This window comes from Paraburkholderia sp. SOS3, from assembly GCF_001922345.1.
Taxonomy (GTDB): domain Bacteria; phylum Pseudomonadota; class Gammaproteobacteria; order Burkholderiales; family Burkholderiaceae; genus Paraburkholderia.
Window position 1 is genome coordinate 637467 of the sequence record NZ_CP018811.1, and the last position, 23501, is coordinate 660967.

The 23501-nt window shown below is 63.8% G+C and carries 19 protein-coding genes; 15 read left to right on the plus strand and 4 right to left on the minus strand.

The annotated features are described in order from the left end of the window. The first annotated feature begins 68 nt into the window (after positions 1–68). Both BTO02_RS02920 and BTO02_RS02925 read left to right on the plus strand, forming a co-directional pair. Entirely contained in the window at positions 69–1664 is a 1596-nt protein-coding gene (locus BTO02_RS02920; protein WP_075155749.1) for an MDR family MFS transporter, read from the plus strand. Positions 1665–1719: 55 nt separating this feature from the next. Beyond that, positions 1720–2184 (plus strand): MarR family winged helix-turn-helix transcriptional regulator, encoded by a 465-nt coding sequence (locus BTO02_RS02925; protein WP_075155750.1) that lies wholly within the window; start codon positions 1720–1722, stop codon positions 2182–2184. Positions 2185–2251: 67 nt separating this feature from the next. On the opposite strand, the gene BTO02_RS02930 is transcribed toward BTO02_RS02925, so the two are convergent. Next, positions 2252–3529: an amino acid deaminase gene (locus tag BTO02_RS02930; protein ID WP_075155751.1), complete on the minus strand. Its 1278-nt coding sequence runs from the start codon at positions 3527–3529 to the stop codon at positions 2252–2254. Between the two features lie 207 nt (positions 3530–3736). Between BTO02_RS02930 and BTO02_RS02935 the strand changes: the two genes are divergently transcribed. The 3 genes from BTO02_RS02935 to BTO02_RS02945 are packed head-to-tail and all read left to right on the plus strand — an operon-like array spanning position 3737 to position 6537. Next, a complete protein-coding gene (locus tag BTO02_RS02935) occupies positions 3737–4627 on the plus strand; it encodes a MurR/RpiR family transcriptional regulator (protein ID WP_075155752.1) in 891 nt (296 codons plus the stop codon). A 3-nt stretch (positions 4628–4630) separates the two neighbouring features. Beyond that, positions 4631–6115 carry an N-acyl-D-amino-acid deacylase family protein gene (locus BTO02_RS02940; RefSeq protein ID WP_075155753.1) on the plus strand — a complete coding sequence of 495 codons (1485 nt, stop codon included), beginning with the start codon at positions 4631–4633 and terminating at the stop codon, positions 6113–6115. A gap of 35 nt (positions 6116–6150) precedes the next feature. Further along, on the plus strand, positions 6151–6537 hold the full coding sequence (locus BTO02_RS02945) for a RidA family protein (RefSeq protein ID WP_075155754.1): 387 nt from the start codon (positions 6151–6153) through the stop codon (positions 6535–6537). A 320-nt stretch (positions 6538–6857) separates the two neighbouring features. On the opposite strand, the gene queF is transcribed toward BTO02_RS02945, so the two are convergent. From queF to ilvA, 3 genes are read right to left on the minus strand one after another with little or no spacing between them, the layout of a single operon-like run. Beyond that, the gene (gene queF / locus BTO02_RS02950; RefSeq protein WP_075155755.1) at positions 6858–7682 is read right to left on the minus strand and encodes an NADPH-dependent 7-cyano-7-deazaguanine reductase QueF; all 825 of its coding nucleotides are present in this window, start codon (positions 7680–7682) and stop codon (positions 6858–6860) included. Next, positions 7679–8587, minus strand: a complete 909-nt coding sequence (locus BTO02_RS02955; protein WP_075155756.1) for a 5'-nucleotidase — start codon at positions 8585–8587, stop codon at positions 7679–7681. The genes queF and BTO02_RS02955 overlap by 4 nt, the downstream gene beginning before the upstream one ends. 45 nt (positions 8588–8632) lie before the next feature. Beyond that, on the minus strand, positions 8633–10156 hold the full coding sequence (gene ilvA, locus BTO02_RS02960) for a threonine ammonia-lyase, biosynthetic (protein ID WP_075155757.1): 1524 nt from the start codon (positions 10154–10156) through the stop codon (positions 8633–8635). 637 nt (positions 10157–10793) lie between these two features. On the opposite strand from ilvA, the gene BTO02_RS02965 reads away from it, so the two are divergent. The 10 genes from BTO02_RS02965 (at position 10794) to aspS (ending at position 23419) form a co-directional block, all read left to right on the plus strand. Next, complete coding sequence (locus BTO02_RS02965) at positions 10794–14933, plus strand: DUF3683 domain-containing protein (RefSeq protein ID WP_075155758.1); 4140 nt, start codon at positions 10794–10796, stop codon at positions 14931–14933. Between the two features lie 34 nt (positions 14934–14967). Then, entirely contained in the window at positions 14968–15396 is a 429-nt protein-coding gene (locus BTO02_RS02970; protein WP_075155759.1) for an HIT family protein, read from the plus strand. A gap of 7 nt (positions 15397–15403) precedes the next feature. Further along, a complete protein-coding gene (locus tag BTO02_RS02975) occupies positions 15404–15820 on the plus strand; it encodes a gamma-butyrobetaine hydroxylase-like domain-containing protein (RefSeq protein ID WP_075155760.1) in 417 nt (138 codons plus the stop codon). Between the two features lie 82 nt (positions 15821–15902). Next, a complete protein-coding gene (ubiE, locus tag BTO02_RS02980; protein WP_075155761.1) occupies positions 15903–16634 on the plus strand; it encodes a bifunctional demethylmenaquinone methyltransferase/2-methoxy-6-polyprenyl-1,4-benzoquinol methylase UbiE in 732 nt (243 codons plus the stop codon). Between the two features lie 37 nt (positions 16635–16671). After that, complete coding sequence (locus BTO02_RS02985) at positions 16672–17685, plus strand: Tim44 domain-containing protein (protein WP_075155762.1); 1014 nt, start codon at positions 16672–16674, stop codon at positions 17683–17685. Positions 17686–17873: 188 nt separating this feature from the next. Continuing rightward, complete coding sequence (locus BTO02_RS02990) at positions 17874–18518, plus strand: ubiquinone biosynthesis accessory factor UbiJ (protein WP_075155763.1); 645 nt, start codon at positions 17874–17876, stop codon at positions 18516–18518. Positions 18519–18533: 15 nt separating this feature from the next. Beyond that, complete coding sequence (gene ubiB, locus BTO02_RS02995; RefSeq protein WP_075155764.1) at positions 18534–20114, plus strand: ubiquinone biosynthesis regulatory protein kinase UbiB; 1581 nt, start codon at positions 18534–18536, stop codon at positions 20112–20114. 273 nt (positions 20115–20387) lie between these two features. After that, on the plus strand, positions 20388–20807 hold the full coding sequence (locus BTO02_RS03000) for an FmdB family zinc ribbon protein (RefSeq protein ID WP_075155765.1): 420 nt from the start codon (positions 20388–20390) through the stop codon (positions 20805–20807). An 85-nt stretch (positions 20808–20892) separates the two neighbouring features. Beyond that, positions 20893–21552, plus strand: a complete 660-nt coding sequence (locus BTO02_RS03005) for a DUF502 domain-containing protein (protein ID WP_075155766.1) — start codon at positions 20893–20895, stop codon at positions 21550–21552. Positions 21553–21616: 64 nt separating this feature from the next. After that, positions 21617–23419, plus strand: coding sequence for an aspartate--tRNA ligase (gene aspS, locus BTO02_RS03010; RefSeq protein ID WP_075155767.1), 1803 nt, complete (start codon positions 21617–21619; stop codon positions 23417–23419). The last annotated feature ends 82 nt before the right edge of the window (positions 23420–23501 follow it).

Below are 23501 nucleotides of genomic sequence, written 5' to 3' on the forward strand. Positions count from 1 at the left end.
CAAGATTAGAGCCTGTCGACATGGTATGATTCCGTATCGTTGACTTGTCAAAAGTTGCGCAGACAAAAATGGCTGTTCACACCGCCGCTCACCATTCGAGTGGGCAAGTTTTGCCGTTCCGGGAATCGCTGCTCGCAATGCTCGGGGTTTCGTTTGTCTCCATGCTCGTCGCGCTCGACCAGACCGTGGTCGGCACCGCGCTGCCGACCATCGTTGCGGAACTCAGAGGCTTCGAGCTATACGCGTGGGTCGCCACCTCGTATCTGCTGACCTCGGTCATCACCGTGCCGATCTTCGGGCGTCTTGGCGATTACTACGGGCGCAAGCCGTTCGTCATCGCATCGATCATCGTGTTCACGGGCGCGTCGATGCTGTGCGGCGCGGCGAACAGCATGCTGTTTCTCGTGGTTGCGCGCGGCTTGCAGGGCATCGGCGGCGGCATGCTCGTCGGTACTGCGTTCGCCTGCATTCCCGATCTGTTTCCCGACTCGGTCGTGCGTTTGCGCTGGCAGGTGTTGATGAGCACGGCATTCGGCATCGCGAATGCAATCGGGCCATCGCTCGGCGGTTTCCTCACGCAGTATTACGGCTGGCGTTCGGTGTTTTACGTGAACATACCGGTCGGCCTGATCTCGCTCTTTTTCGTGTGGCGCTATCTGCCGCATCTGCGGCATGTCGCGCATCAAGGCAAAATGCGGCTCGACTGGCCCGGCGCGCTGCTGATCGCGCTTGCGCTCGGAAGCCTGCAACTCTTCGTCGAAATGCTGCCGAAACACGGTTTCGGCGTTTCGTCGGCTGCACTGCTCGCCATCAGCGTCGCGTCGTCGTATGCGCTATGGCAATGGGAGAAGCGTTTTCCGCAAGCGATTCTTCCTGCCGACATGTTCAAGAACCGCAGCCTCAACGCGCTGTTCGTGCTCGCGGTGCTGGCCGGCTTCTCGATGTTCTCGATTCTGTTCTACGCGCCGCTGCTGTTCCAGGGCGGTTTTGGCATGTCGCCGAACGAGGCGGGACTCGTCATCACGCCGCTTGTCGTGTTTATCACGATCGGCAGCATCGCGAATGGACGGATCGTTTCGCGTGTGCGCAACCCGAATCTGATGCTGTATATAGGCTTTGTGCTGTTGACCGCCGCGTGTCTCGGCGCCGCGATTTCGATGCGCACGATGCCGCACTGGGTGCTGATGATGTTGATGGTGCTGGCGGGACTGGGCCTCGGTTTCGTTCTACCGAACCTGACGATTTTCGCGCAGCAGACCGCGGGCCGCGAGCACTTCGGCATTGCAACGGCGCTGCTGCAGTCGCTGCGGATGATCGGCGGCATGCTCGGCACGGCGATCACCGGCACACTGGTTACGCAGATGTATACGCACGGTGTGCGCAATGCGCTCGAGCGCGATAATGCGAGCCGCTGGTATAACGAACTCGGCGATCCGCAGATTCTCATCGATCACGGCGCGCAGGCGAGCCTGCTCGATCAGCTCCATCGCGCGGGCCACGATGGCGCGGTTCTGCTCGAAGCGGCGCGCGGCTCGCTCGTCGCGGCGATCCATATGGGGCTTGCGATCGCGACACTGGTTGCATTCGTGTCGGTCTGGCAAAGCCGGCGCGTGCCGCCCGTGAAGCTCACGCGCAAGCTCGAACCGACGGTCGCCGCCGAATAACCGATCGGCGTGCGCCGCATCGATGTTTCAACGACTTCAGCTGGGTAGCAACTACATGGAAGAACAGGACCGGATCGCGATCCTTCATCAGTTCGGCCGCACGTATCGCGCGTTCATGTCGGCATTCGAGGCGCAAGTCGGGCATCCGATGCCGCGCTGGCGGATCATGCTTGCGCTGTACGAGCAGGACGGCGAGTTGTCGCAAAAGCGACTCGTCGAAAAGCTGCGCGTCGATCCGGGCGCGTTGACGCGCCAGTTGAAGTCGCTCGAAGCGCTCGGCTGGATCGAACGCAGCATGGATGCGCGCGACAATCGCATCACGAACGTGCGGCTCACCGAAGACGGCCGCGCGACGATCGAGGCAAGCCTGCCCAGCCGCAACGCGTTTCTGCACGAGACGATGGCAACGCTGCCTGACGATGCGCTTGCTGCGTTGTCCAGCGCGTTGGGTATGCTCGAAGCGCGCATCGGCGAGGTGGCGACAGGATCGCCGACGCGCGCGGCCGCAACGGGCAGTTGAAGCGATAACTGAAGTAGTAGCCGGAGCGGACAACTGAAATTACAACAGAAGTCACCACCCGGCCCGATCAGAAAAACGTCTCGATGACTTCCGTCACGCGATACGACGGGTCGACGACGAGCACCTGACGCCATTTGTCGAAAGTCAGGCACGGATGCGAAATGTCGAACGCGATCATGTCGCCAACTTGCAGATCCGCTCCAGCCGGAATTCGCATATACGCGTGCTGGTCCATCATGTTGAACACTTCCCAGCCTTCGCTTGCGGCGACGTCGCGCGGCGCGGTGTTGCCGGGCCGATAGTGGCGCGCCGGTTCCGGCAGTCCCGCATCGAACGCCGCGTCGCGCTTGCCGAAGCCGATGATCGCGAGGTCCGGTTCGGGAATCGACTGCACATAGGCCCACAACTGCAGCGCGGGCAGCAAACCTTCGCCCATTTTCCTTGCGACCGGATTGCGCGCGAAGATGTCGGTCTGCGCCTTCCGATAGACGCCGACGTCATGCGTCAGATAGCAGCCGGGCCGCAAGACGATTTCGACCTGGCTCGCGTCGGCCGTTTGCGCAAACTCTTCGGCGACGATGTCGTACCACGCGGAACCCGCGCCCGAAAGAATGGCCGGCGTGCGTGCAAACCGCTTCGCGTCGAGCAGCGCGCGTGTCGTCGCAACCGCCGCGCGCAGAAACGCGCGCACGGCCTGCTCTTCTTTCAGTACGCCCTCGTAAAGTTCGATGCCCGCAAGCTGCAGCGAATCCGGGTAGCGCGCGATCGCGTCGAGCACCGCCTTCAGTTGCGCACCGTCGCGCACGCCGGTGCGTCCACCGGGCACGCCGAGTTCGATCAGCACGTTGAGCTCCTTGCGCACCGAACCGAAGAACTTCCCTAGCTGCTCGACGCCGGCGGCCGAGTCGACGAGACAGTAGAACTCGAAGTCCGGATCGCTGAGCAACTCGGCGATCATCAGCATGTTGCGCTTGCCGACCAGTTGATTGGCCATCAGCACGCGCGAGATGCCACCGTGAAATGCGGCTCGCACCTGGTGCGCCGTGGCGAGCGTCATGCCCCATGCGCCGGTTTCGATCTGCTTACGGAACAGTTGCGGCGCCATCGTGGTCTTGCCGTGCGGCGCGAGCTTTACGTTGTATTCGGCGACGAACGCCTGCATCCACTTGAGGTTGTGTTCGATGCGCTCCGCGTAAAGCACCGCGGCCGGCAGGCTGACGTCTTCGTCGAGCAGATTCCATTCGAGACGGCCCGCGTCGGTCAACTGGATGCTTGTGCCCGGGACGTTACCGAGCCCTTTGCTGAATGGATCGATCGTTGGGCCCTGATAGTTTGTAACTTTCATCTCGTGCTACTCCATCGTGCGGTTAGCGTATGGTTGGCGCGCAGTGTTTGCGTCGTTCTACGGCAGCAAAGTTGACTTCGACATGTTACAGAAAGTACGATGCCCCGGAGCAGTGGTATTAATTATCAGCGTCCCTCTCTCACCTCTGCCTCGCGCATGCGTCAAGCCGCAGTGCATGCGGCCCGCGGCGACTTTCAGCGATCTTCAATGAACTCCAGCGCCGAACCGCTCGCCTTCGATATCGTCGCGCGTATCGCCGAATGCGCACCCGGGTTGCGCTCCGCCGAACGCAAGGTTGCCGCGCTGATTCTCGACGATCTGACCGGCGCATCGCATGCGAGCATAGGTGAAATCGCGCACCGTGCGGATGTCAGCATCGCCAGCGTGACGCGTTTTGCGAAAGCAGTCGGCTGCCGCGACGTGCGCGAACTGAAACTGCGACTCGCGCAAGCGGCAGCGGTCGGCCAGCGTTTTCTCGCGCGCAGCGCGCCGGCTGCCGCGCCCGAGCCCATCGCCACGCGCGTGTTCGACGAAGTGCAGACCGCGCTTACGCACAATCACCAGTTGCTGCTGCAAGCGCCGATCTCCAACGCGGCCGCCGCGCTGCGCGCCGCACGCATGATCTACGTGTACGGCATGGGCGGCGGATCGACCGCGCTTGCCGACGAGATGCGCTTTCGGCTCGTACGTCTGGGCCGGCCCGTCGCGACGTATCAGGACGGTTTGCTGCAGCGGATGGTGGCGAGCACGGTATCACGCGATTGTGTCGTGATTGCGTTGTCGGCCACCGGCCGCGTGCCCGAAATGGTCGATAGTTGCCGGCTCGCGCGCAGCTACGGCGCGACGCTCGTTGCGCTGACCGCGCCCGCATCGCCGCTCGCGAAGCTCGCGGACTGGCTGATTCCGATCGTCGCTTTCGAAACCGATTTCATCTACAAGCCGTCGTCGTCGCGCTACGCGATGTTGCTGGCGCTCGACGTGCTCGTCACCGAACTGGCCGTCAGTCAGGGCGACGAAAGCCGCGAGTTGCTGCGCCGTATGAAGCATGCGCTCGATGCGCATCGCGGCGGCGGCGAGCGTCAACCATTAGGAGACTGACCCATGCATTCGCACCCTGAAGCCGCCGATACGCTGATCGTCGGTGCGCAACTCTACGACGGCACGGGCGCGCCGCCGGTCGAGCGCGACGTCGCGCTGCGCGATGGGCGCATTGCCGCGATCGGCAACCTGTCGAACTGGCTCGCGCAAGACGTGATCGAGGCGAACGGTCTTGCGCTCGCACCCGGTTTCATCGACGTCCACACGCACGACGACACGCACGTGATCCGCGCGCCGCAGATGCTGCCGAAAATCTCGCAAGGCGTGACGACGGTGATCGTCGGCAACTGCGGAATCAGCGCATCACCGGTTACGCTGAACGGCGATCCGCCGGACCCGATGAATCTGCTCGGTGCGCGCGATGCATTCAGCTATCCGACGTTTGCCGCGTATGTCGACGCCGTGAATGCGGCGCGGCCGTCCGTCAACGTTGGCGCGCTGATCGGCCATACCGCGCTGCGCAACAACCAGATGGACCGGCTCGACCGCGCGGCGAGCGCGCAGGAAATCGAACAGATGCGCGCGCAACTGAAGGAAGCGCTCGCGCACGGCGCGCTCGGGCTCAGTTCGGGCCTCGCATACGGCTCCGCATTTGCCGCGCCTACCGACGAGGTGATGGCGCTTGCCGAGCCGCTCGCCGAAGCCGGCGCGCTCTACACGACGCATATGCGCACCGAGTTCGATGCGATTCTCGACGCGATGGACGAGGCGTACCGCATCGGCCGCCATGCGCGCGTGCCGGTTGTGATCTCGCATCTGAAATGCGCGGGGCCGGCCAACTGGGGACGCAGCGGCGAAGTGCTCGCATCGCTCGAAGGCGCGCGGCGCATGCAGCCGATCGGCTGCGATTGCTATCCGTATAGCCGCAGTTCGTCGACGCTCGACGTCCGGCAGGTGACGGGCGATATCGACATCACCATCACATGGTCGACGCCGCACCCGGAGATGGCGGGAAAGCTGATCAAAGACGTGGCGAACGAGTGGGGCGTGACGCAACAGGAAGCGGCGACGCGCTTGCAGCCGGCGGGCGCCGTGTATCACAACATGTCCGAAGACGACGTGCGGCGCATCCTGTCGCATCCGGCGACGATGATCGGCTCCGATGGCCTGCCGAACGATCCACTGCCGCATCCGCGCCTGTGGGGTGCGTTTCCGCGCGTGCTTGGCCACTATGCGCGCGATCAGCAACTGATTCCGCTCGAAGAAGCGGTACGCAAGATGACGAGCCTCTCGGCGCACCGCTTCGGATTGACGCAGCGTGGCGAAGTGCATGTCGGCTATCACGCCGATCTCGTGCTGTTCGACCCGGCGCGCGTGCGCGACGCGGCCACGTTCGAGCAGCCGCAGCAGGCAGCGGACGGCATCGAGGCCGTGTGGGTGAACGGCGTGCTGTCGTATCGCGACGGCGCGCCGACCGGCGAGCGCGCCGGACGATTTGTGGCACGCGGTGCGCGGGCTTCGACGGATCAGGCGCCGCGCGATTTTTGAACCGTATCTGACTATCTCTTCGAAGGGAGTATGCGATGAAGCGTTATGGGGTTGAAGGCGGAAAGGGAACCGGCGGTCAGCATATGCCGTTTGCTCGCGCGGTCGAAGCGGACGGCTGGCTTTATGTGTCCGGCCAGACGCCGATGGAAAACGGCGAAGTGATCAACGGCGGCATCGTCGAGCAGTCGCATCAGGCGCTGCGGAATGTGTTCGCGATCCTGAAGGAAGCGGGCTATGGCGCCGAGCATGTCGTGCGCTGCGGCGTGTGGCTCGATGACCCGCGCGATTTTGCTTCGTTCAACAAGGTGTTTCGCGAGTATTTCGGCGAACATCCGCCGGCACGCGCGTGCGTCGTGTCGAGCATGGTGATCGACTGCAAGGTCGAAGTGGATTGCGTGGCGTACAAGGCGCCGCAGCGTTGATCGACGTGCCGCGATTCGAACTGTTGTGCGAAGCGCGGCAGCGATCGAATGTCGACGGCGGCAATCTTGCGGGGACGGGGGCCGGCTCATACGAGCTGGACTGACAGCCGCCTTGTCGGAGCGTCGGGCGTATCCCGCAAGCGAATCAGGGACGCCCGATAGTTTTCATGCGCGGCTCATGCGACTCTACGCATCGCCGGCCCACTCGCAGGGGAAAAACGACACGGAGTATTCGATGTGCGAGCATCGGAGGCGGGTACTCCGTGTCGGCGTCGATGGGGCGTGGGCCGGCGCCTTGTCCCGATGTTGTCTCGCACGCGCTACTGGCGCGCGGTGCGCAGATTGTCCGGCATCGGCAGATTGAAATTCGTGCGGAACGGATTGATATCGAGGCCGCCGCGCCGCGTATAACGCGCGTAGATCGCGAGCTTGACGGGCTGACATGCGCCAAGCAGGTCGACGAACATTTTCTCGACGCACTGCTCGTGGAACCCGGTGTGGTTCCGGTACGAAATGATGTAGCGCAACAGCGACGCCTGATCGATTTGCGGTCCGACGTAGTGAATCTGCACGCTGCCCCAATCGGGCTGCCCCGTGACCGGGCAATTCGACTTCAGCAGGTTCGAATAAAGCGTCTCTTCGACGGGCGCCTCGCCATGCGCCGCTTTCAGCAGCGACGCGTCGGGCACGTAAATGTCGGTATCGAGATCGAGCCGGTCGAGCGAGAGCCCGTCGAATTCCTCGAGCCCGAGCTTGCCGAATTCTCCCGGCGCGGACAGATGCACCGAAACCGTCGCGCCGCACGATGCCGAGACGTCGCGTCTGATCGTATCGCGCACGACGTCGATCGAATCGAACTTCGTCTGCGCGAACGAGCCGAGATACAGCTTGAACGACTTCGATTCGACGATATTCGGCGAATCGGCAGGAACGAAGAACGTCGCGATCGCGATTTGCGGCTTGCCGCGCGCGTTGAGCCACGAGAGTTCGTACGCGTTCCAGATGTCGGTGCCGAAGAACGGCAGCCGCGCCGTGATGCCGATCTGTTCGCGCGCGTTGCTGCGCGCAATCGGAAAGAGCAGCGATGCGTCGTACTGTTCGGTGTACGTGGCCGGTTTGCCGAGTGGCGATTGGTCAGGTGTCATGATGCGTTCACGATGCCGCTGACGACATGCCCGGTCGCGGTGATGCCGTGCGCGCGGGCCGTATCGCAGTAGCGAATCTGGTCGTCGAAGAAAAAGTCGGGCTCGAACTCGCGCAGGAATGCGCCTTTGTCGAGCCCGCCGAGAAACATCGCTTCGTCGATTTCGATGTTCCAGGCCATCAGCGTGCGGATCGCGCGTTCGTGCGCGGGCGCCGAACGCGCGGTGACGAGTGCGGTGCGAATACGCATCGGCGCTGCGTCGTCCGCGAGTTTTTGCAGCCGGTGCAATGCCTCGAGCAGCGGCTTCAACGGACCGTCGGCCAGCGGCAGGTCGCGGTTGTCGGTCTCGTGACCGACGAACGCGTGCAACCCTTCCTGCTGAAACACGCGTTCGGCTTCGTCGGAAAACAGCACGGCGTCGCCGTCGAACGCGATGCGGATTTCGTGCGGATACTTGCTCGCCATCCGCGCCGATTCGGGTAGCACACGCGCAGCGGGAAAGCCGGCCGTGAGCGCGTCACGCACGTCGTTCTGGTTCGCGGACAGAAACAGCGATGCGTTCAGCGGATGCAGATAGCCGAACGGCGCACGGCCGCGCGTGAAGACGCCGCGTTCGATCGCGAGCCCGTGCTCGCGCGCCGAGCTGAACGCGCGCAACCCGCTGATCGGATCGCTGCGCGACAGAATCACCACTTCGACGCGCCGCGTGCCCGCATTCAGCGCCAGCAGCTTGCGGATCAGCGGAAACGCGACGCCGGGCTTCGCCGGCACATCGAGGCGTGCGCGCTGCAGCGCTTCGTAAGCACGCAGGTCGCCTTCCTCGTAGACACGGTTTTCTTCCTCGAAGTCGAACAGCGCGCGCGACGAGATCGCGACCACCAGTTTGTCTTCGAGCGTGAAGGTCATCGTCAAAGCGCCATGATCAGGTCGTTCGCCGTCCGCTCGGTGCGCTCAGGCAAGGAACAGCCGGTACACCGGATTCGCGGATTCTTCCCAGTGCGGATAGCCGAGCGTCGCGAGAAAGCGCGCGAATTCGGCGTCCTCGCTCGCGGGCACCTGGATGCCGACCAGAATCGAGCTGTAGTCCGCGCCCTGATTCCGGTAGTGGAACAGGCTGATATTCCAGTTCGGCGCCATCGACGACAGAAACTTCATCAGCGCGCCGGGCCGCTCCGGAAACTCGAAGCGGAACAGGCGCTCGTCGTGCGCGAGCGGCGAGCGCCCGCCGACCATATAACGGATGTGCTGCTTCGACAGTTCGTCGCCGGTCAGGTCGACGGTGGCGAAGCCGTGCGCTTCGAGCGAACCCGCGATGCGCGCGGACTCGTCGCGGCTCCTGATCTGCACGCCCACGAAAATATGCGCCGACTGCGCATCGGCGATCCGGTAGTTGAACTCGGTTACGCTGCGCGTGCCGATCAGCTCGCAGAAGCGCTTGAAGCTGCCGCGCTCTTCAGGAATCGTCACGGCGAATACCGCTTCGCGTGCTTCGCCGACTTCGGCGCGCTCGGCGACGAAACGCATGCGGTCGAAGTTCATGTTCGCGCCGGACGTGACCGCGATCAGCGTCTGGTTCTCGATGCCCTCGCGCTCGGCGTATTGCTTGGCGCCGGCCACGGCGAGCGAGCCGGCCGGTTCGAGCACGCTGCGCGTGTCCTGGAACACGTCCTTGATCGCCGCGCATAGCGCATCCGTATCGACGGTCAGCACTTCGTCGAGATATTGCTGGCAGAGCCGGAACGTTTCCTCGCCGACGAGCTTGACGGCCGTGCCGTCCGAGAACAGGCCGACCTCGTTGAGCGTCACGCGCTTGCCGGCCTTGATCGACTGCGCCATCGCGCAGGAATCGTCGGTTTGCACGCCGATCACCTTGATCTCGGGGCGCACTTCTTTCACATACGCGGCGACGCCGGCCGCGAGTCCGCCGCCGCCGATCGGCACGAAGATCGCGTGAATCGGGCCTTGATGCTGGCTCAGCACTTCCATTGCGACCGTGCCCTGGCCGGCGATCACATACGGGTCGTCGAACGGATGAACGAAGGTGAGGCCGTGCTGTTCCTGCAGACGCATCGCATGCGCATACGCGTCGCTATACGATTCGCCGGCCTGCACGACTTCGACAGTCGGACCGCCATGCGCGCGCACCGCATCGACCTTGACTTGCGGCGTCGTGACCGGCACGACGATGATCGCCTTCACGCCCAGACGCGCCGCCGACAGCGCCACGCCTTGCGCGTGATTGCCCGCCGAAGCGGTAATCACGCCACGCGACAGCGCTTCTGCCGGAATATGCGCCATCTTGTTGTACGCGCCGCGCACCTTGAACGAGAAGACCGGCTGGTTGTCCTCACGCTTCAGATAAATCGCGTTGCGCATCCGGGCGGACAGGTTCCGCGCATGTTCGAGTTCGGTCTCCCGGGCGACGTCGTAGACGCGCGCGGTCAGGATTTTCTTCAGATAGTCGTTGGAGGCCATGCGGTTCACGGCGCGATGCGCTGAATAAGACGGGAAAAGATCAATGATAGCGCCATCCGCGTGCGCTCAGACCAGCAGACGATGGCGAACGGCACGCGGCATGCGCGGGGACTTCAGCAGGCGGGGCGCAGTTGGGGCGCGCGGTTAGGTCACAAATGGGTCGCAGTCAGTCCGCGCTCCGGACCGCCGCCGCGACCACCGGAAATCCGACCGGCCGGTCGGCAAATCGACGTGCCGGCGGGCGCTTCCGGCGGTCCTCCGCCCGCTCGCGAGGCGCTGCAAATGCCCATGGAGCCGTCACGGAGGCGGCAACGTGCACAGGAATCATGCGGTAGAATCGCGTTTTGGAACAAGGATCGGAAGATGCACTGGCAGCCTCGGATCGCCCACTTGATGCCCGTCCCGCGCGAATCGCGGCCGTCGGCGCAGAGGCACGTGCGGCATGCACGATCGTGTAGCGGCATCTGAGCCAGCGAAGCGGCCGGCGTGAGTTCGTCCGCCGGCGGGGTTGTCCAGCCGCGGCTTCGCACAATAGAAGAATTCCCAGCATTGCGCCCCACGCGCATCGTCAGCCGATGCCGCCGCCTCATGAGAATCGCGGCGGCTCCCGTTGGCTGACACACCGAGTCGTCCAACCATGAACGCACCTCAAGTATTCGACCCGCACGGCGCCGCTCACGCAGTGGCTACCGATCCCGCCCCGCGCCTGCGCGAAATTCCCTACAACTACACATCGTTTTCCGATCGCGAGATCGTGATCCGCCTGCTCGGCGACGAAGCGTGGGCCGCGCTCGACGAATTGCGCAACGAACGCCGCACCGGCCGCTCGGCGCGCATGCTGTACGAAGTACTCGGCGATATCTGGGTCGTGCGCCGCAATCCGTATCTGCAGGACGATCTGCTCGACAACCCGAAGCGCCGCAGGCTGCTGATCGAAGCGCTGCATCACCGCCTCGCCGAGATCGAGAAGCGCCGCCGTGCCGATCTGACCGCGCATCACGACGATGCCGGCGTCGATCGCGCGGCGCGCGTCGAGGCGCTCGTGGCCGCGGCGCGCCGCGCGGTCGATGCGTTCGCGGACGAGTTCGAGCGAAGCGCCGAATTGCGGCGCCGCGCGCAGCGCGTGCTCGGCCGACGCACGCAGAAGGACAACATCCGCTTCGATGGCCTCGCGCGCGTCTCGCACGTCACCGATGCGACCGACTGGCGCGTCGAATATCCGTTCGTCGTGCTGACGCCCGACAACGAAGAGGAGATCGCGGGCCTCGTCAAAGCGTGTTTCGAGCTCGGGCTCACCGTGATTCCGCGCGGGGGCGGCACGGGTTACACGGGCGGCGCGGTGCCGCTCACGCCGTTTTCGGCGGTCATCAATACCGAGAAGCTCGAAAAACTCGGCGGCGTCGAACTGACCGATCTGCCGGGCGTCGAGCGCAAGGTCGCGACGGTCTACTCGGGCGCGGGCGTCGTCACGCGCCGCGTGACCGAGGCGGCCGAACAGGCCGGCTATGTGTTCGCCGTCGACCCGACGTCGCTCGACGCGTCGTGCATCGGCGGCAACATCGCGATGAACGCGGGCGGCAAGAAGGCCGTGCTGTGGGGCACCGCGCTCGACAATCTCGCGTGGTGGCGGATGGTCGATCCGGAAGGCAACTGGCTCGAAGTCACGCGCCTCGATCACAACCTCGGCAAGATTCACGACATTGCTGTCGCGCGCTTCGAATTGAAGTGGTTCGACGGCGAATATGCGCCGGGCGAAAAGCTGTTGCGCACCGAGTCGCTCGAGATCGAAGGGCGGCGTTTCCGCAAGGAAGGCCTCGGCAAGGACGTGACCGATAAATTCCTCGCCGGCCTGCCCGGCGTGCAGAAGGAAGGCTGCGACGGGCTCATCACGTCGGCGCGCTGGGTGCTGCACAAGATGCCCGCGCATACGCGCACGGTTTGCCTCGAATTCTTCGGCCAGGCGCGCGAGGCGATTCCGAGCATTGTCGAAATCAAGGACTACCTGTTCGCAACGTCGCGCGAAGGCGGTGCGATTCTCGCGGGCCTCGAGCATCTCGACGAGCGCTATCTGCGCGCGGTCGGCTATGCGACGAAGAGCAAGCGCAACGCGTTTCCGAAGATGGTGCTGATCGGCGACATCGTCGGCGACGATGCCGATAAGGTCGCGGCCGCGACGTCCGAAGTGATCCGCATGGCCAACGGCAAGAGCGGCGAAGGCTTCGTTGCGGTCAGCGCCGAAGCGCGCAAGCGCTTCTGGCTCGACCGCAGCCGGACCGCGGCGATTGCGAAGCACACGAACGCGTTCAAGATCAACGAAGACGTCGTCATTCCGCTGAACCGGATGGGCGAATACACGGACGGCATCGAGCGCATCAATATCGAGCTGTCGATCAAGAACAAGCTGCAACTCGTCGATGCGCTCGAAGCGTTTTTCAAGGCCGGCAAACTACCGCTCGGCAAGACCGACGACGCAAACGAAATTCCGAGCGCCGAGCTGCTCGAAGACCGCGTTCAGCATGCGCTCGAATTGCTGAACCAGGTCCGCGCGCGCTGGACCTTCCTGCGCGACAGGCTCGACCTGTCGTTGCGCGAGGCGCAGCACTATCTGGTCGGACTCGGTTACGCGCCGCTCGCGGAAAAATTCGCCGATCGCGTCGACGAACAGCCGGGCGTGACCGTATTCGACGTCACGCAGGACCGCACGATACGCGTGTCGTGGAAACAGGAAATCCGCGCGGAATTGCGCCAGATTTTCAACGGCGGCGAATTCAAGCCGATCCTCGACGAGGCGCAGGCTATCCATAAGCAGGTGCTGCGCGGCCGCGTGTTCGTCGCGCTGCACATGCACGCGGGCGACGGCAACGTTCACACGAACATCCCCGTCAACTCCGACAACTACGAGATGCTGCAGGACGCGCATACGGCGGTCGCGCGCATCATGAAGCTCGCGCGCTCGCTCGACGGCGTGATTTCGGGCGAACACGGCATCGGCATCACGAAGCTCGAATTCCTGACCGACGACGAGATCGCCGAATTCCGCGCGTACAAGCAGCGCGTCGATCCGCAAGGGCGCTTCAATGCCGGCAAGCTGCTCGAAGGCGCGGACCTGCGCAATGCGTATACGCCGAGCTTCGGCCTCATGGGCTACGAGTCGCTGATCATGCAGCAGTCCGATATCGGCGCGATCGCCGACTCGGTGAAGGACTGTTTGCGCTGCGGCAAGTGCAAGCCGGTCTGCGCGACGCACGTGCCGCGCGCGAATCTGCTGTATAGCCCGCGCAACAAGATTCTCGCGACGTCGCTGCTGGTCGAGGCTTTCCTCTACGAAGAGCAGACGCGCCGCGGCGTATCGATCAAGCATTGGGACGAATTCAACGACGTCGCCGATCACTGCACGGTCTGCCACAAGTGCGCGACGCCGTGCCCGGTCAAGATCGACTTCGGCGATGTGACGATGAACATGCGCAATCTGCTGCGCAAGATGGGCAAGAAGAAGTTCAACCCGGGCAACGCCGCGGGTATGTTCTTCCTCAACGCGACGAATCCGCAGACCATCAATCTCGCGCGCACCGCCATGATGGGCGTCGGCTACAAGGCGCAGCGGCTTGGCAACGACGTGCTGAAGAAGCTCGTGAAGAAGCAGACCGCGCATCCGCCCGCGACGACCGGCAAGCCGCCCGTCGTCGAGCAGGTGATCCACTTCATGAACAAGAAGATGCCGGGCAACCTGCCGAAGAAGACGGCACGCGCGCTGCTCGACATCGAGGACAACAAGATCGTGCCGATCATCCGCAACCCGAAGGCGACGACCGTCGATTCGGAAGCGGTGTTCTATTTCCCGGGCTGCGGCTCCGAGCGTCTGTTCTCGCAGGTCGGCCTCGCGACGCAGGCGATGCTGTGGGAAGCGGGCGTGCAGACCGTGCTGCCGCCGGGCTATCTGTGCTGCGGCTATCCGCAGCGCGGCTCGGGCCAGTACGACAAGGCCGAGAAAATCGTCACCGATAACCGCGTGCTGTTCCACCGCGTCGCGAATACGCTCAACTATCTCGACATCAAGACGGTGGTCGTGTCGTGCGGCACCTGTTACGACCAGCTCGCCGGCTACGAATTCGAGAAGATCTTCCCGGGCTGCCGGATCATCGACATCCACGAATTCCTGCTCGAAAAGGGCATCAGGCTCGACGGCGTGAAGGGCACGCGCTACATGTACCACGACCCGTGCCACACGCCGATCAAGACGATCGATCCGGTCAAGCTCGTCAATGAGCTGATGGGCTCGGAACACGACGGTTACAAGATCGAAAAGAACGACCGGTGCTGCGGCGAATCGGGCACGCTCGCGGTGACGCGCCCCGATGTGTCGACGCAGGTGCGTTTCCGCAAGGAAGAGGAGATCCGCAAGGGCGCGGCGAAGCTGCGCGGCATTCCGCTCGTCGCCGAAGCGGGCGCCAATGCGATCAATATGGCCAATGCGGCCGCGGGCGCGGCGGGCGCGGCGCCGGGTTCGGTGCTGAAGGCCGGCGACGGCCCGCAGCCGGGCGGCAGGAACGGTGCGGCAAACGGCGCGCTCAATGGCGCTGCGGACAGTGCGGCCGACGTGAAGATTCTGACCAGCTGCCCGTCGTGCCTGCAAGGCCTGTCGCGCTATAACGAAGACGCGAACGTCGAAGCCGACTACATCGTCGTCGAAATTGCGCGCCACGTGCTCGGCGAAAACTGGATGGCCGACTACGTCGCCCGTGCGAACAATGGCGGAATCGAGCGCGTGCTGGTCTAATTGCAGGCGTGACGGTATTCGCTCGAGGGCGACGATGGACTGTATTTTCTGCCGCGAAGACGGCGGCGACATTTTGTGGAAGGACGACACCTTGCGTGTCGTCCTCGCCGACGAACACGACTATCCCGGCTTCTGCCGCGTCATCTGGAACCGGCACGTGGCCGAGTTTTCCGATCTGGCCGATGCCGAGCGCGACCGGGTAATGCGCGCGGTCAACGCCGTGGAACGCGCAATGCGGCGTGTCATGAGGCCGGTCAAGATCAACCTGGCAAGCCTCGGCAACCAGGTGCCGCATGTGCACTGGCATGTGATTCCGCGCTTCTCCAACGACGCACATTTCCCGCTGCCGATCTGGGCACCTCGTCAGCGGACCGTGTCGGAGGCCATGCTGTCGCAGCGCCGTGCACAGGCAACCTTGCTGCGCGATGCGGTGCGCAGCGAAATCGAACAGGCTCTCGCGTGAGGTAACCATGAGCGGATTGACTCCCGACACCCCGGTGCCGACCGGCGTCGTCGTGCACGCGGTATCGCGCGTGCTGGAACTGCAATATGCAAACGGCGTGTCGTACCGCGTGCCGTTCGAACTGCTGCGCGTCTACTCGCCGTCGGCGGAGGTGCGCGGCCACGGGCCCGGTCAGGAGACGCTGCAAACAGGCAAGCGCGACGTGACGATCACGGCGCTCGAAGGCGTCGGCAACTATGCGTTGCAGCCGACATTTTCGGACGGCCATTCGACGGGTATCTATTCGTGGGATCTGCTCTGGGATCTCGCGACGCGCCAGGATGAGCGGTGGCGCGAGTATCTCGATACCCTCGCCGCGGCCGGCGTCGACCGCGACGCGCCGATGGCCGCCGCGCCCGCCGGCGGCCACGGACACTGTCACTAACACTGACACGGGCTGATACCATTCGCCCGGCCGCCGCTTCGATGCGGCGCAACAATCGTCAAAAAACGCGAGGACAAGCGCGATGAGCAAAACCCACTTCGGCTATCAGACGGTCGACGAACAGGACAAAGCGGCGAAGGTGGCGGGCGTATTCCACTCGGTCGCCTCCAACTACGACCTGATGAACGACCTGATGTCGGGCGGGCTGCACCGCGCATGGAAGGCGTTCACGATCTCGCAAGCCCATGTGCGCCCGGGCTTCAAGGTGCTCGATCTCGCGGGCGGCACCGGCGATCTGTCGATGGCGTTCGCGAAGCAGGCCGGGCCCACCGGCGAGGTCTGGCACACCGACATCAACGAATCGATGCTGCGCGTCGGTCGCGACCGGTTGCTGGACAAGGGCGTCGTGACGCCCGCACTGCTCTGCGACGCGGAACAGATCCCGTTTCCGGACAACTACTTCGACGTGGTGACCGTGGCCTTCGGCTTGCGCAACATGACACATAAGGATGCCGCGCTTGCCGAGATGCGCCGCGTGCTGAAGCCGGGCGGGCGCGTGCTCGTGCTCGAATTCTCCAAAGTGTGGGACCCGCTGAAGAAGGCGTACGACCTATATTCATTCAAGGTGTTGCCGTGGCTTGGCGATCGCTTCGCCAAAGACGCGGAAAGCTATCGCTACCTTGCGGAATCGATCCGGATGCACCCGGACCAGGAAACTTTAAAAACGATGATGGAACAAGCTGGCATCGACGGCGTCAAATATTACAATCTGTCAGCTGGCGTGGTAGCCTTGCATACCGGGACAAAGTATTAGCGTCCCTAACCGCTCGTTTTTTAAAGGAATTGTCAAAATGTCCGATTCGAATTTGTTGTCTAATCGTAAGATTTCGCGGCCGTGGGCGAGGCGAATCGGGCTCCTGGCAATGGTCGGTTTGCTCACCGTCGGCACGCTTGCGTCGCTCGATGCCGAAGCGAAGCGGATGGGCGGCGGGCGCAGTTTCGGCCGGCAATCGAACGACTCGTCGATGATGCAGCGGCAAACCACGCCGCCGCCGTCCCAGCCGGGGCAAGGGCAGAACGCGCAGATGCAGCGTGCCCAGCCGGCGCCGGCGCCAACCCCCGCAGCGCAGCCTAACCGCTCGCGCTGGCTTGGTCCGATCGCGGGGCTGGCGGCCGGTCTCGGCATCGCGGCGCTGCTGTCACACTTCGGCCTCGGCGAAGCGTTCGCCGGCGCGATGGCCAATTTCATCGTGATCGCACTCATTGCCATGGTGGCGATCTGGCTGATCCGCAAGTTCTTCGGACGCAAGCGCGATGCGAGCGCCCCGGCTTATGCAGGCGGTGCGGCGGGCAGTTCGCCGACGCTCAACGCGGGCGGCACCGGCTACTCGCAGGAGCCGCGTTATTCGGCGCCGCCGAGCGGCTCGTATCTCGAACCGCAAGGCAATCCGTTGAACACGCCGCGCATCGAGACCGCTGCGGCCGTGCCGGCGAACTTCGACACGGACGCGTTCCTGCGCAACGCCAAGGTTTACTTCGTGCGTCTGCAGGAAGCGTGGGACGCCGGCAACATGGCCGACATTCGCGAGTTCACGACACCCGAGATGTTCGCCGAAGTGAAGATCGATCTCGATGCGCGCGGCGCCGAGCGCAACCAGACCGACGTCGTCCAGCTCAATGCTGAAATGCTCGGCGTGGAAGACCGCGGCGACGAATATCTCGCGAGCGTGCGCTTCTCGGGCCTGATTCGCGAGACGATTGGTAGCGCGGCTGAGCCTTTCGTCGAAATCTGGAACCTGTCGAAGTCGACGAAGACAGGCGAAGGCTGGCTGCTCGCGGGCATTCAGCAGGTCACGCATCATTGAGCCGAGTTCGTCGCCTGCGGCTATGGCTGACCGGCCGGGTCGATTGTGATGGTTGGGAGCGCGGTGGTTGTGGGGTTGCTCTAATCAACAAATAGGCCGTTTGGCTGAGTCGGCTGGAAAGGGAACGGACGTTACAATAGGAACCCGCGCAGGCAAGCCGCCTGCGCGGGTTTTTTCATGCCAACACGATGACCCTAGCCGCCAAGCCCTTCGCTGCTGCCGTCAACCATCTGCTCGCCCGCGAATCGTGGGCTCGCGAGCGTCTCGCCCCCTATGCCGGGAAGATCGCCCGGCTGTCGTGCGCTCCCGTCGCCATGACGCTGCTCGTGCAGCCCGACGGCTATGTGGCCGCCGTCGACGAGGCCGCGGCGCAACAGTTCGATGTCACCGTGTCGGTGCCGGCCGATGCGCTGCCTGTGTTTCTGCAAGGCGGGCAGGCAGCGGTCATGAAGCATGTGAAGATCGAAGGCGACGCGGAGTTCGCAACCCTGATCGCGAAGCTGGCCGAGCACCTGCGCTGGGAGCCCGAAGAAGATCTTGCGCGGCTGATCGGCGATGGGCCCGCGTGGCGTGTTGCGTCGCTCGCGCGCTCGGCCAGCGGGCAGGCGCTGCGTACCGGGCGCAATCTGCTCGACTCGGTCGCCGAATACCTGCTCGATGAAGACCCGCAACTCGTGCGGCGCAGCGCGCTCGACGGCTTCAACGCCGAACTTGCGCTTGCCCGCGACACGCTTGCGCGCGTCGAAAAGCGCATCGAACGTCTCGAACAGAAGGTCGAAGCCCGCGGCAATGCCGCGCCGGGCGCCGCCGCCAATACGCGCGGCACGCGCTAGTCATCGGGCTCAACCATGCGTTTTCTGCGCTTTATCAAGATTTTCTTTACCGTCATTCGCTTTGGTCTCGACGAGATGATGCTTAGCCGCATCAACGATCGTCGCGTGCGACTGCTGCTGCGTGTCACCACGATCGGCCGCAAATTCGACGATCCGCCGGGCTTGCGGCTGCGCCTTGCGCTCGAAAGCCTCGGGCCGATCTTCGTGAAGTTCGGCCAGGTGCTGTCGACGCGGCGCGACCTGCTGCGCCCCGACATCGCCATCGAACTCGCGAAGCTGCAGGATCAGGTGCCGCCGTTCGACTCCGACGTCGCGATCTCGATCGTCGAGCGCTCGCTCGGCGCGCCGGTCGATGCGCTGTTCGACGGCTTCGAGCGCGTGCCGGTCGCAAGCGCGTCGATCGCGCAAGTGCACTTCGCGACCGTGAAGGCCGGCCAGCATGCGGGCAAGTCGGTGGCGATCAAGGTGCTGCGGCCGAACATGCTGCCCGTGATCGATTCGGACCTGGCGCTCCTGCGCGATATCGCCGTGTGGGCCGAACGGCTCTGGGCGGACGGCAAGCGTCTGAAGCCGCGCGAGGTGGTGGCCGAGTTCGACAAATATCTGCACGACGAACTCGATCTGATGCGCGAGGCCGCGAACGGTAGCCAGTTGCGGCGCAACTTCGCGGGCCTCGATCTGTTGCTCGTGCCCGAGATGTATTGGGAATTCTGCACGCCCAACGTGCTCGTGATGGAGCGTATGGTCGGCGTGCCGATCAGCCAGGTGGAGACGCTGCGCGCGGCGGGCGTCGATATTCCGAAGCTTGCGCGCGAAGGCGTCGAAATCTTTTTCACGCAGGTGTTTCGCGACGGCTTCTTTCACGCGGACATGCACCCGGGCAATATCCAGGTGAGCCTCGATCCCACGCATTTCGGGCGCTATATCGCGCTCGACTTCGGCATCGTCGGCGCGCTCTCGGACTTCGACAAGAACTATCTCGCGCAGAACTTCCTCGCGTTTTTCAAGCGCGATTATCACCGCGTCGCGACGCTGCACCTCGAGTCGGGATGGGTGCCGCCGAACACGCGCGTCGAGGAACTCGAAAGCGCGATACGCGCGGTCTGCGAGCCGTACTTCGACCGCGCGCTGAAAGACATCTCGCTCGGCCAGGTGCTGATGCGGCTCTTCTCCACGTCGCGGCGCTTCAACGTCGAAATCCAGCCGCAGCTCGTGCTGCTGCAAAAGACCATGCTCAATGTCGAGGGCCTCGGCCGTTCGCTCGACCCCGAGCTCGACCTGTGGAAGACCGCGAAGCCGTATCTCGAACGATGGATGAACGAGCAGATCGGTCTGCGCGGCTGGTACGAGCGGCTCAAGATCGAGGCGCCGCAGTGGAGCAAGACGCTGCCGCAATTGCCGCGGCTCGTGCACCAGGCGCTCGCGCATCGGCATGACCCGCAGCAGCGCGGCATCAACGACGAAACAATTCGCCAGATTCTGCTCGAACAGAAGCGCACGAACCGGCTGTTGCAGGGGCTGTTGATGTTCGGAGTCGCGGTCGGCGTCGGTGCCGTGCTTGCGCGTGCGTGGATCGCGTTTGCGTACGGCGGCTGAGCGGCCGGTGCGCGACCGTTGCACTTGATTCCGGCGTTCGCCGCCCCCATTTATTGACTCGGCTATGCGGTACCCCGTGCCGCATCTCGACAAGGTACCCGTGCCGCGCGTCGAAGCACGGCTCCCCAAGCCTGCTGTCGGCGCGGTTAAACAATCGCGTGCGCTTGCACGCATCGCGCCGGCCGACGCCCGATTTCGGGGGAGTCGACACCGTTTGCGGCTATAATTCAAGGCTTTGCAAGCGCTTCCAGAATTTCTGTAGGGACAAAGATCATGCCGATCTACGCTTATCGTTGCGAGTCATGCGGTTTCGGGAAAGACGTGCTTCAGAAGCTCAGCGACGCGCCGTTGACGCAATGCCCGCAATGCGGGGCCGAAACCTTTCGCAAGCAGGTCACCGCGGCTGGTTTTCAACTGAAAGGCTCGGGCTGGTATGTGACGGATTTCCGTGGCGGCAACGCGTCTAACAAATCCGCCGACGGAGCCGGCAACGGATCGAATGCGTCCGGCAGCGACGGCAAAGCCAGCAGCGCCGGCGCGTCGTCCGAGGGCGGCAAGTCCGGCTCGTCGGACAGTGCCGCGGCCGCGTCCTCTAAGCCGGCCGCAACGCCGGCCGGCGGATCGAACAGCGGGGCGGCGAGCGGCTCTTCGACCGGATCGACCGCATCATCAGGCAGCGCGAGCAGCAGTTAAAGCAGTACACAAGCGGTCTTGCTGCCCGAACGGGTGGCGGCCACGCCGCGCGAGGCAACGTCCGCGCGGATTTCTGGCGAAGCCAATGACGACGAAAAAGACGACGCTCAAATCGGTATTCCTGACCGGCCTGCTGGTGCTGGTGCCTCTTGCCATCACGCTGTGGGTGCTCGGTCTCATTATCGGGACGATGGATCAGACGCTGCTGCTGCTGCCGCAGGCGTGGCGTCCCGAAAACCTGTTCGGTTTCCGCCTGCCCGGCCTCGGCGCCGTGCTGACGCTGGCTTTCATCTTCGTCGTCGGCTTGTTGACGCAGAACTTCGTTGGGCAGAAGCTCGTCAGCTGGTGGGAACTGATCGTCGCGCGCATTCCGGTGGTCGGTCCGCTTTATACGAGCGTCAAACAGGTATCGGATACGCTGCTGTCTTCAAGCGGCAATGCGTTCCGCAAGGCGCTGCTGATCGAATACCCGCGCCGCGGTTCGTACACGATCGCATTCCTCACCGGCATTCCGGGCGGCGATGTGGTCAATCACCTGAAGGAGGATTTCGTGAGCGTCTATGTGCCGACCACGCCGAATCCCACTTCGGGGTTCTTCCTGATGGTGCCGAGGAGCGAAGTGATCGAACTCGACATGACGGTCGACGCGGCGCTCAAGTACATCGTCTCGATGGGCGTCGTCGCGCCGCCCGCGCCGCAGCCGGTTGCGCCGGCGCGCCGCACGCCCGTCGAGCCACCCATGTAATGCCGGTGCGCGGCGTCCAGGACGGCGCGCACCGTTCACTCACGCAAAACGAAAGACAAACATCATGTCGATGAGATCTGAATACTGCGGTCTGGTGACCGAACACCTGCTCGGCCAAAGCGTGTCGCTGTGCGGCTGGGTGCAACGGCGCCGCGACCACGGCGGCGTCATCTTCATCGACCTGCGCGATCGCGAAGGCCTCGTTCAGGTCGTTTGCGACCCCGACCGCGCGGAGATGTTCAAGACCGCCGAAGGCGTGCGCAACGAGTTTTGCGTGCAGATCAAAGGCGTCGTGCGCAATCGTCCGGAAGGCACCGTCAACGCCGGTTTGAAGAGCGGCAAGATCGAGGTGTTGTGCCACGAGCTGACGGTGCTCAACGCATCGGTTACGCCGCCGTTCCAGCTCGACGACGACAATCTCTCCGAAACCACGCGCCTCACGCACCGCGTGCTCGACCTGCGCCGCCCGCAGATGCAGCACAACCTGCGCCTGCGCTATCGCGTCGCGATGGAAGTGCGCAAGTATCTCGACGCGCAAGGCTTCATCGATATCGAAACGCCGATGCTCACGAAGAGCACGCCCGAAGGCGCGCGCGATTACCTCGTGCCGTCGCGCGTGAACGCGGGCCAGTTCTTCGCGTTGCCGCAATCGCCGCAGCTTTTCAAGCAGCTGCTGATGGTCGCGAATTTCGACCGCTACTACCAGATCACGAAGTGTTTCCGCGACGAAGACCTGCGCGCGGACCGTCAGCCTGAATTTACGCAGATCGATTGCGAAACGTCGTTCCTGAAGGAACAGGAAATTCGCGACCTGTTCGAAGCGATGGTCCGCCACGTGTTCAAGGAAACGATCGGCGTCACGCTGCCCGATCCGTTCCCGGTCATGCAGTACTCGGAAGCGATGCGCCGCTTTGGTTCGGACAAGCCGGACCTGCGTGTGAAGCTCGAATTCACCGATCTCACCGATGCGGTGAAGGACGTCGAATTCAAGGTGTTCAGCGCGCCGGCCAACACGAAGGACGGCCGTGTCGCGGCGCTGCGCGTGCCGAAGGGCGGCGAACTCTCGCGCGGCGATATCGACAGCTATACCGAATTCGTGCGCATCTATGGCGCGAAGGGTCTCGCATGGATCAAGGTCAACGAAGTCGCAAAGGGCCGTGACGGTCTGCAAAGCCCGATCGTCAAGAACCTGCACGATGCGGCAGTCGCGGCGATCATCGAGCGCACGGGTGCACAGGATGGCGACATCATTTTCTTCGCCGCCGATCGCGCGAAGGTCGTCAACGATAGTCTCGGCGCGCTGCGCCTGAAGATCGGCCACTCGGAATTCGGCAAGGCGAACGGTCTCGTCGAATCGGGCTGGAAGCCGCTGTGGGTCATCGACTTCCCGATGTTCGAGTACGACGAGGAAGAGAACCGCTACGTGGCCGCGCACCATCCGTTCACGAGCCCGAAGGACGAGCATCTCGAGTACCTCGAAACGGACCCGGGCCGCTGCCTCGCAAAGGCGTACGACATGGTGCTGAACGGCTGGGAAATCGGCGGCGGCTCGGTGCGTATCTATCAGGAAGACGTGCAGAGCAAGGTGTTCCGCGCGCTGAAGATCAACGCCGAGGAAGCGCGCCTGAAGTTCGGCTTCCTGCTCGACGCGCTGCAGTACGGCGCGCCGCCGCACGGCGGCATCGCGTTCGGCCTCGACCGGATCGTCACGATGATGGCCGGCGCCGATTCGATCCGCGACGTCATTGCGTTCCCGAAGACGCAACGCGCGCAGGATCTGCTCACGCAGGCGCCGAGCGAAGTCGACGAACGGCAACTGCGCGAGTTGCATATCCGTCTGCGTCAGGCGGAGCAGAAGGCGCAATAATCGCACCGCACCGCCGACACCGCACGCATCGTGGCTCACGCCACGCACGAAAAAGGCGCCCGATGGCGCCTTTTTCGCTTTT

Excerpts from the sequence above, each read along its gene's own strand:
- BTO02_RS02920 (WP_075155749.1), top strand. The coding sequence starts at position 69 with ATGGCTGTTCACACCGCCGCTCACCATTCGAGTGGGCAAGTTTTGCCG.
- BTO02_RS02925 (WP_075155750.1), top strand. The coding sequence starts at position 1,720 with ATGGAAGAACAGGACCGGATCGCGATCCTTCATCAGTTCGGCCGCACG.
- BTO02_RS02930 (WP_075155751.1), bottom strand. The coding sequence starts at position 3,529 with ATGAAAGTTACAAACTATCAGGGCCCAACGATCGATCCATTCAGCAAA.
- BTO02_RS02935 (WP_075155752.1), top strand. The coding sequence starts at position 3,737 with ATGAACTCCAGCGCCGAACCGCTCGCCTTCGATATCGTCGCGCGTATC.
- BTO02_RS02940 (WP_075155753.1), top strand. The coding sequence starts at position 4,631 with ATGCATTCGCACCCTGAAGCCGCCGATACGCTGATCGTCGGTGCGCAA.
- BTO02_RS02945 (WP_075155754.1), top strand. The coding sequence starts at position 6,151 with ATGAAGCGTTATGGGGTTGAAGGCGGAAAGGGAACCGGCGGTCAGCAT.
- queF (WP_075155755.1), bottom strand. The coding sequence starts at position 7,682 with ATGACACCTGACCAATCGCCACTCGGCAAACCGGCCACGTACACCGAA.
- BTO02_RS02955 (WP_075155756.1), bottom strand. The coding sequence starts at position 8,587 with ATGACCTTCACGCTCGAAGACAAACTGGTGGTCGCGATCTCGTCGCGC.
- ilvA (WP_075155757.1), bottom strand. The coding sequence starts at position 10,156 with ATGGCCTCCAACGACTATCTGAAGAAAATCCTGACCGCGCGCGTCTAC.
- BTO02_RS02965 (WP_075155758.1), top strand. The coding sequence starts at position 10,794 with ATGAACGCACCTCAAGTATTCGACCCGCACGGCGCCGCTCACGCAGTG.
- BTO02_RS02970 (WP_075155759.1), top strand. The coding sequence starts at position 14,968 with ATGGACTGTATTTTCTGCCGCGAAGACGGCGGCGACATTTTGTGGAAG.
- BTO02_RS02975 (WP_075155760.1), top strand. The coding sequence starts at position 15,404 with ATGAGCGGATTGACTCCCGACACCCCGGTGCCGACCGGCGTCGTCGTG.
- ubiE (WP_075155761.1), top strand. The coding sequence starts at position 15,903 with ATGAGCAAAACCCACTTCGGCTATCAGACGGTCGACGAACAGGACAAA.
- BTO02_RS02985 (WP_075155762.1), top strand. The coding sequence starts at position 16,672 with ATGTCCGATTCGAATTTGTTGTCTAATCGTAAGATTTCGCGGCCGTGG.
- BTO02_RS02990 (WP_075155763.1), top strand. The coding sequence starts at position 17,874 with ATGACCCTAGCCGCCAAGCCCTTCGCTGCTGCCGTCAACCATCTGCTC.
- ubiB (WP_075155764.1), top strand. The coding sequence starts at position 18,534 with ATGCGTTTTCTGCGCTTTATCAAGATTTTCTTTACCGTCATTCGCTTT.
- BTO02_RS03000 (WP_075155765.1), top strand. The coding sequence starts at position 20,388 with ATGCCGATCTACGCTTATCGTTGCGAGTCATGCGGTTTCGGGAAAGAC.
- BTO02_RS03005 (WP_075155766.1), top strand. The coding sequence starts at position 20,893 with ATGACGACGAAAAAGACGACGCTCAAATCGGTATTCCTGACCGGCCTG.
- aspS (WP_075155767.1), top strand. The coding sequence starts at position 21,617 with ATGTCGATGAGATCTGAATACTGCGGTCTGGTGACCGAACACCTGCTC.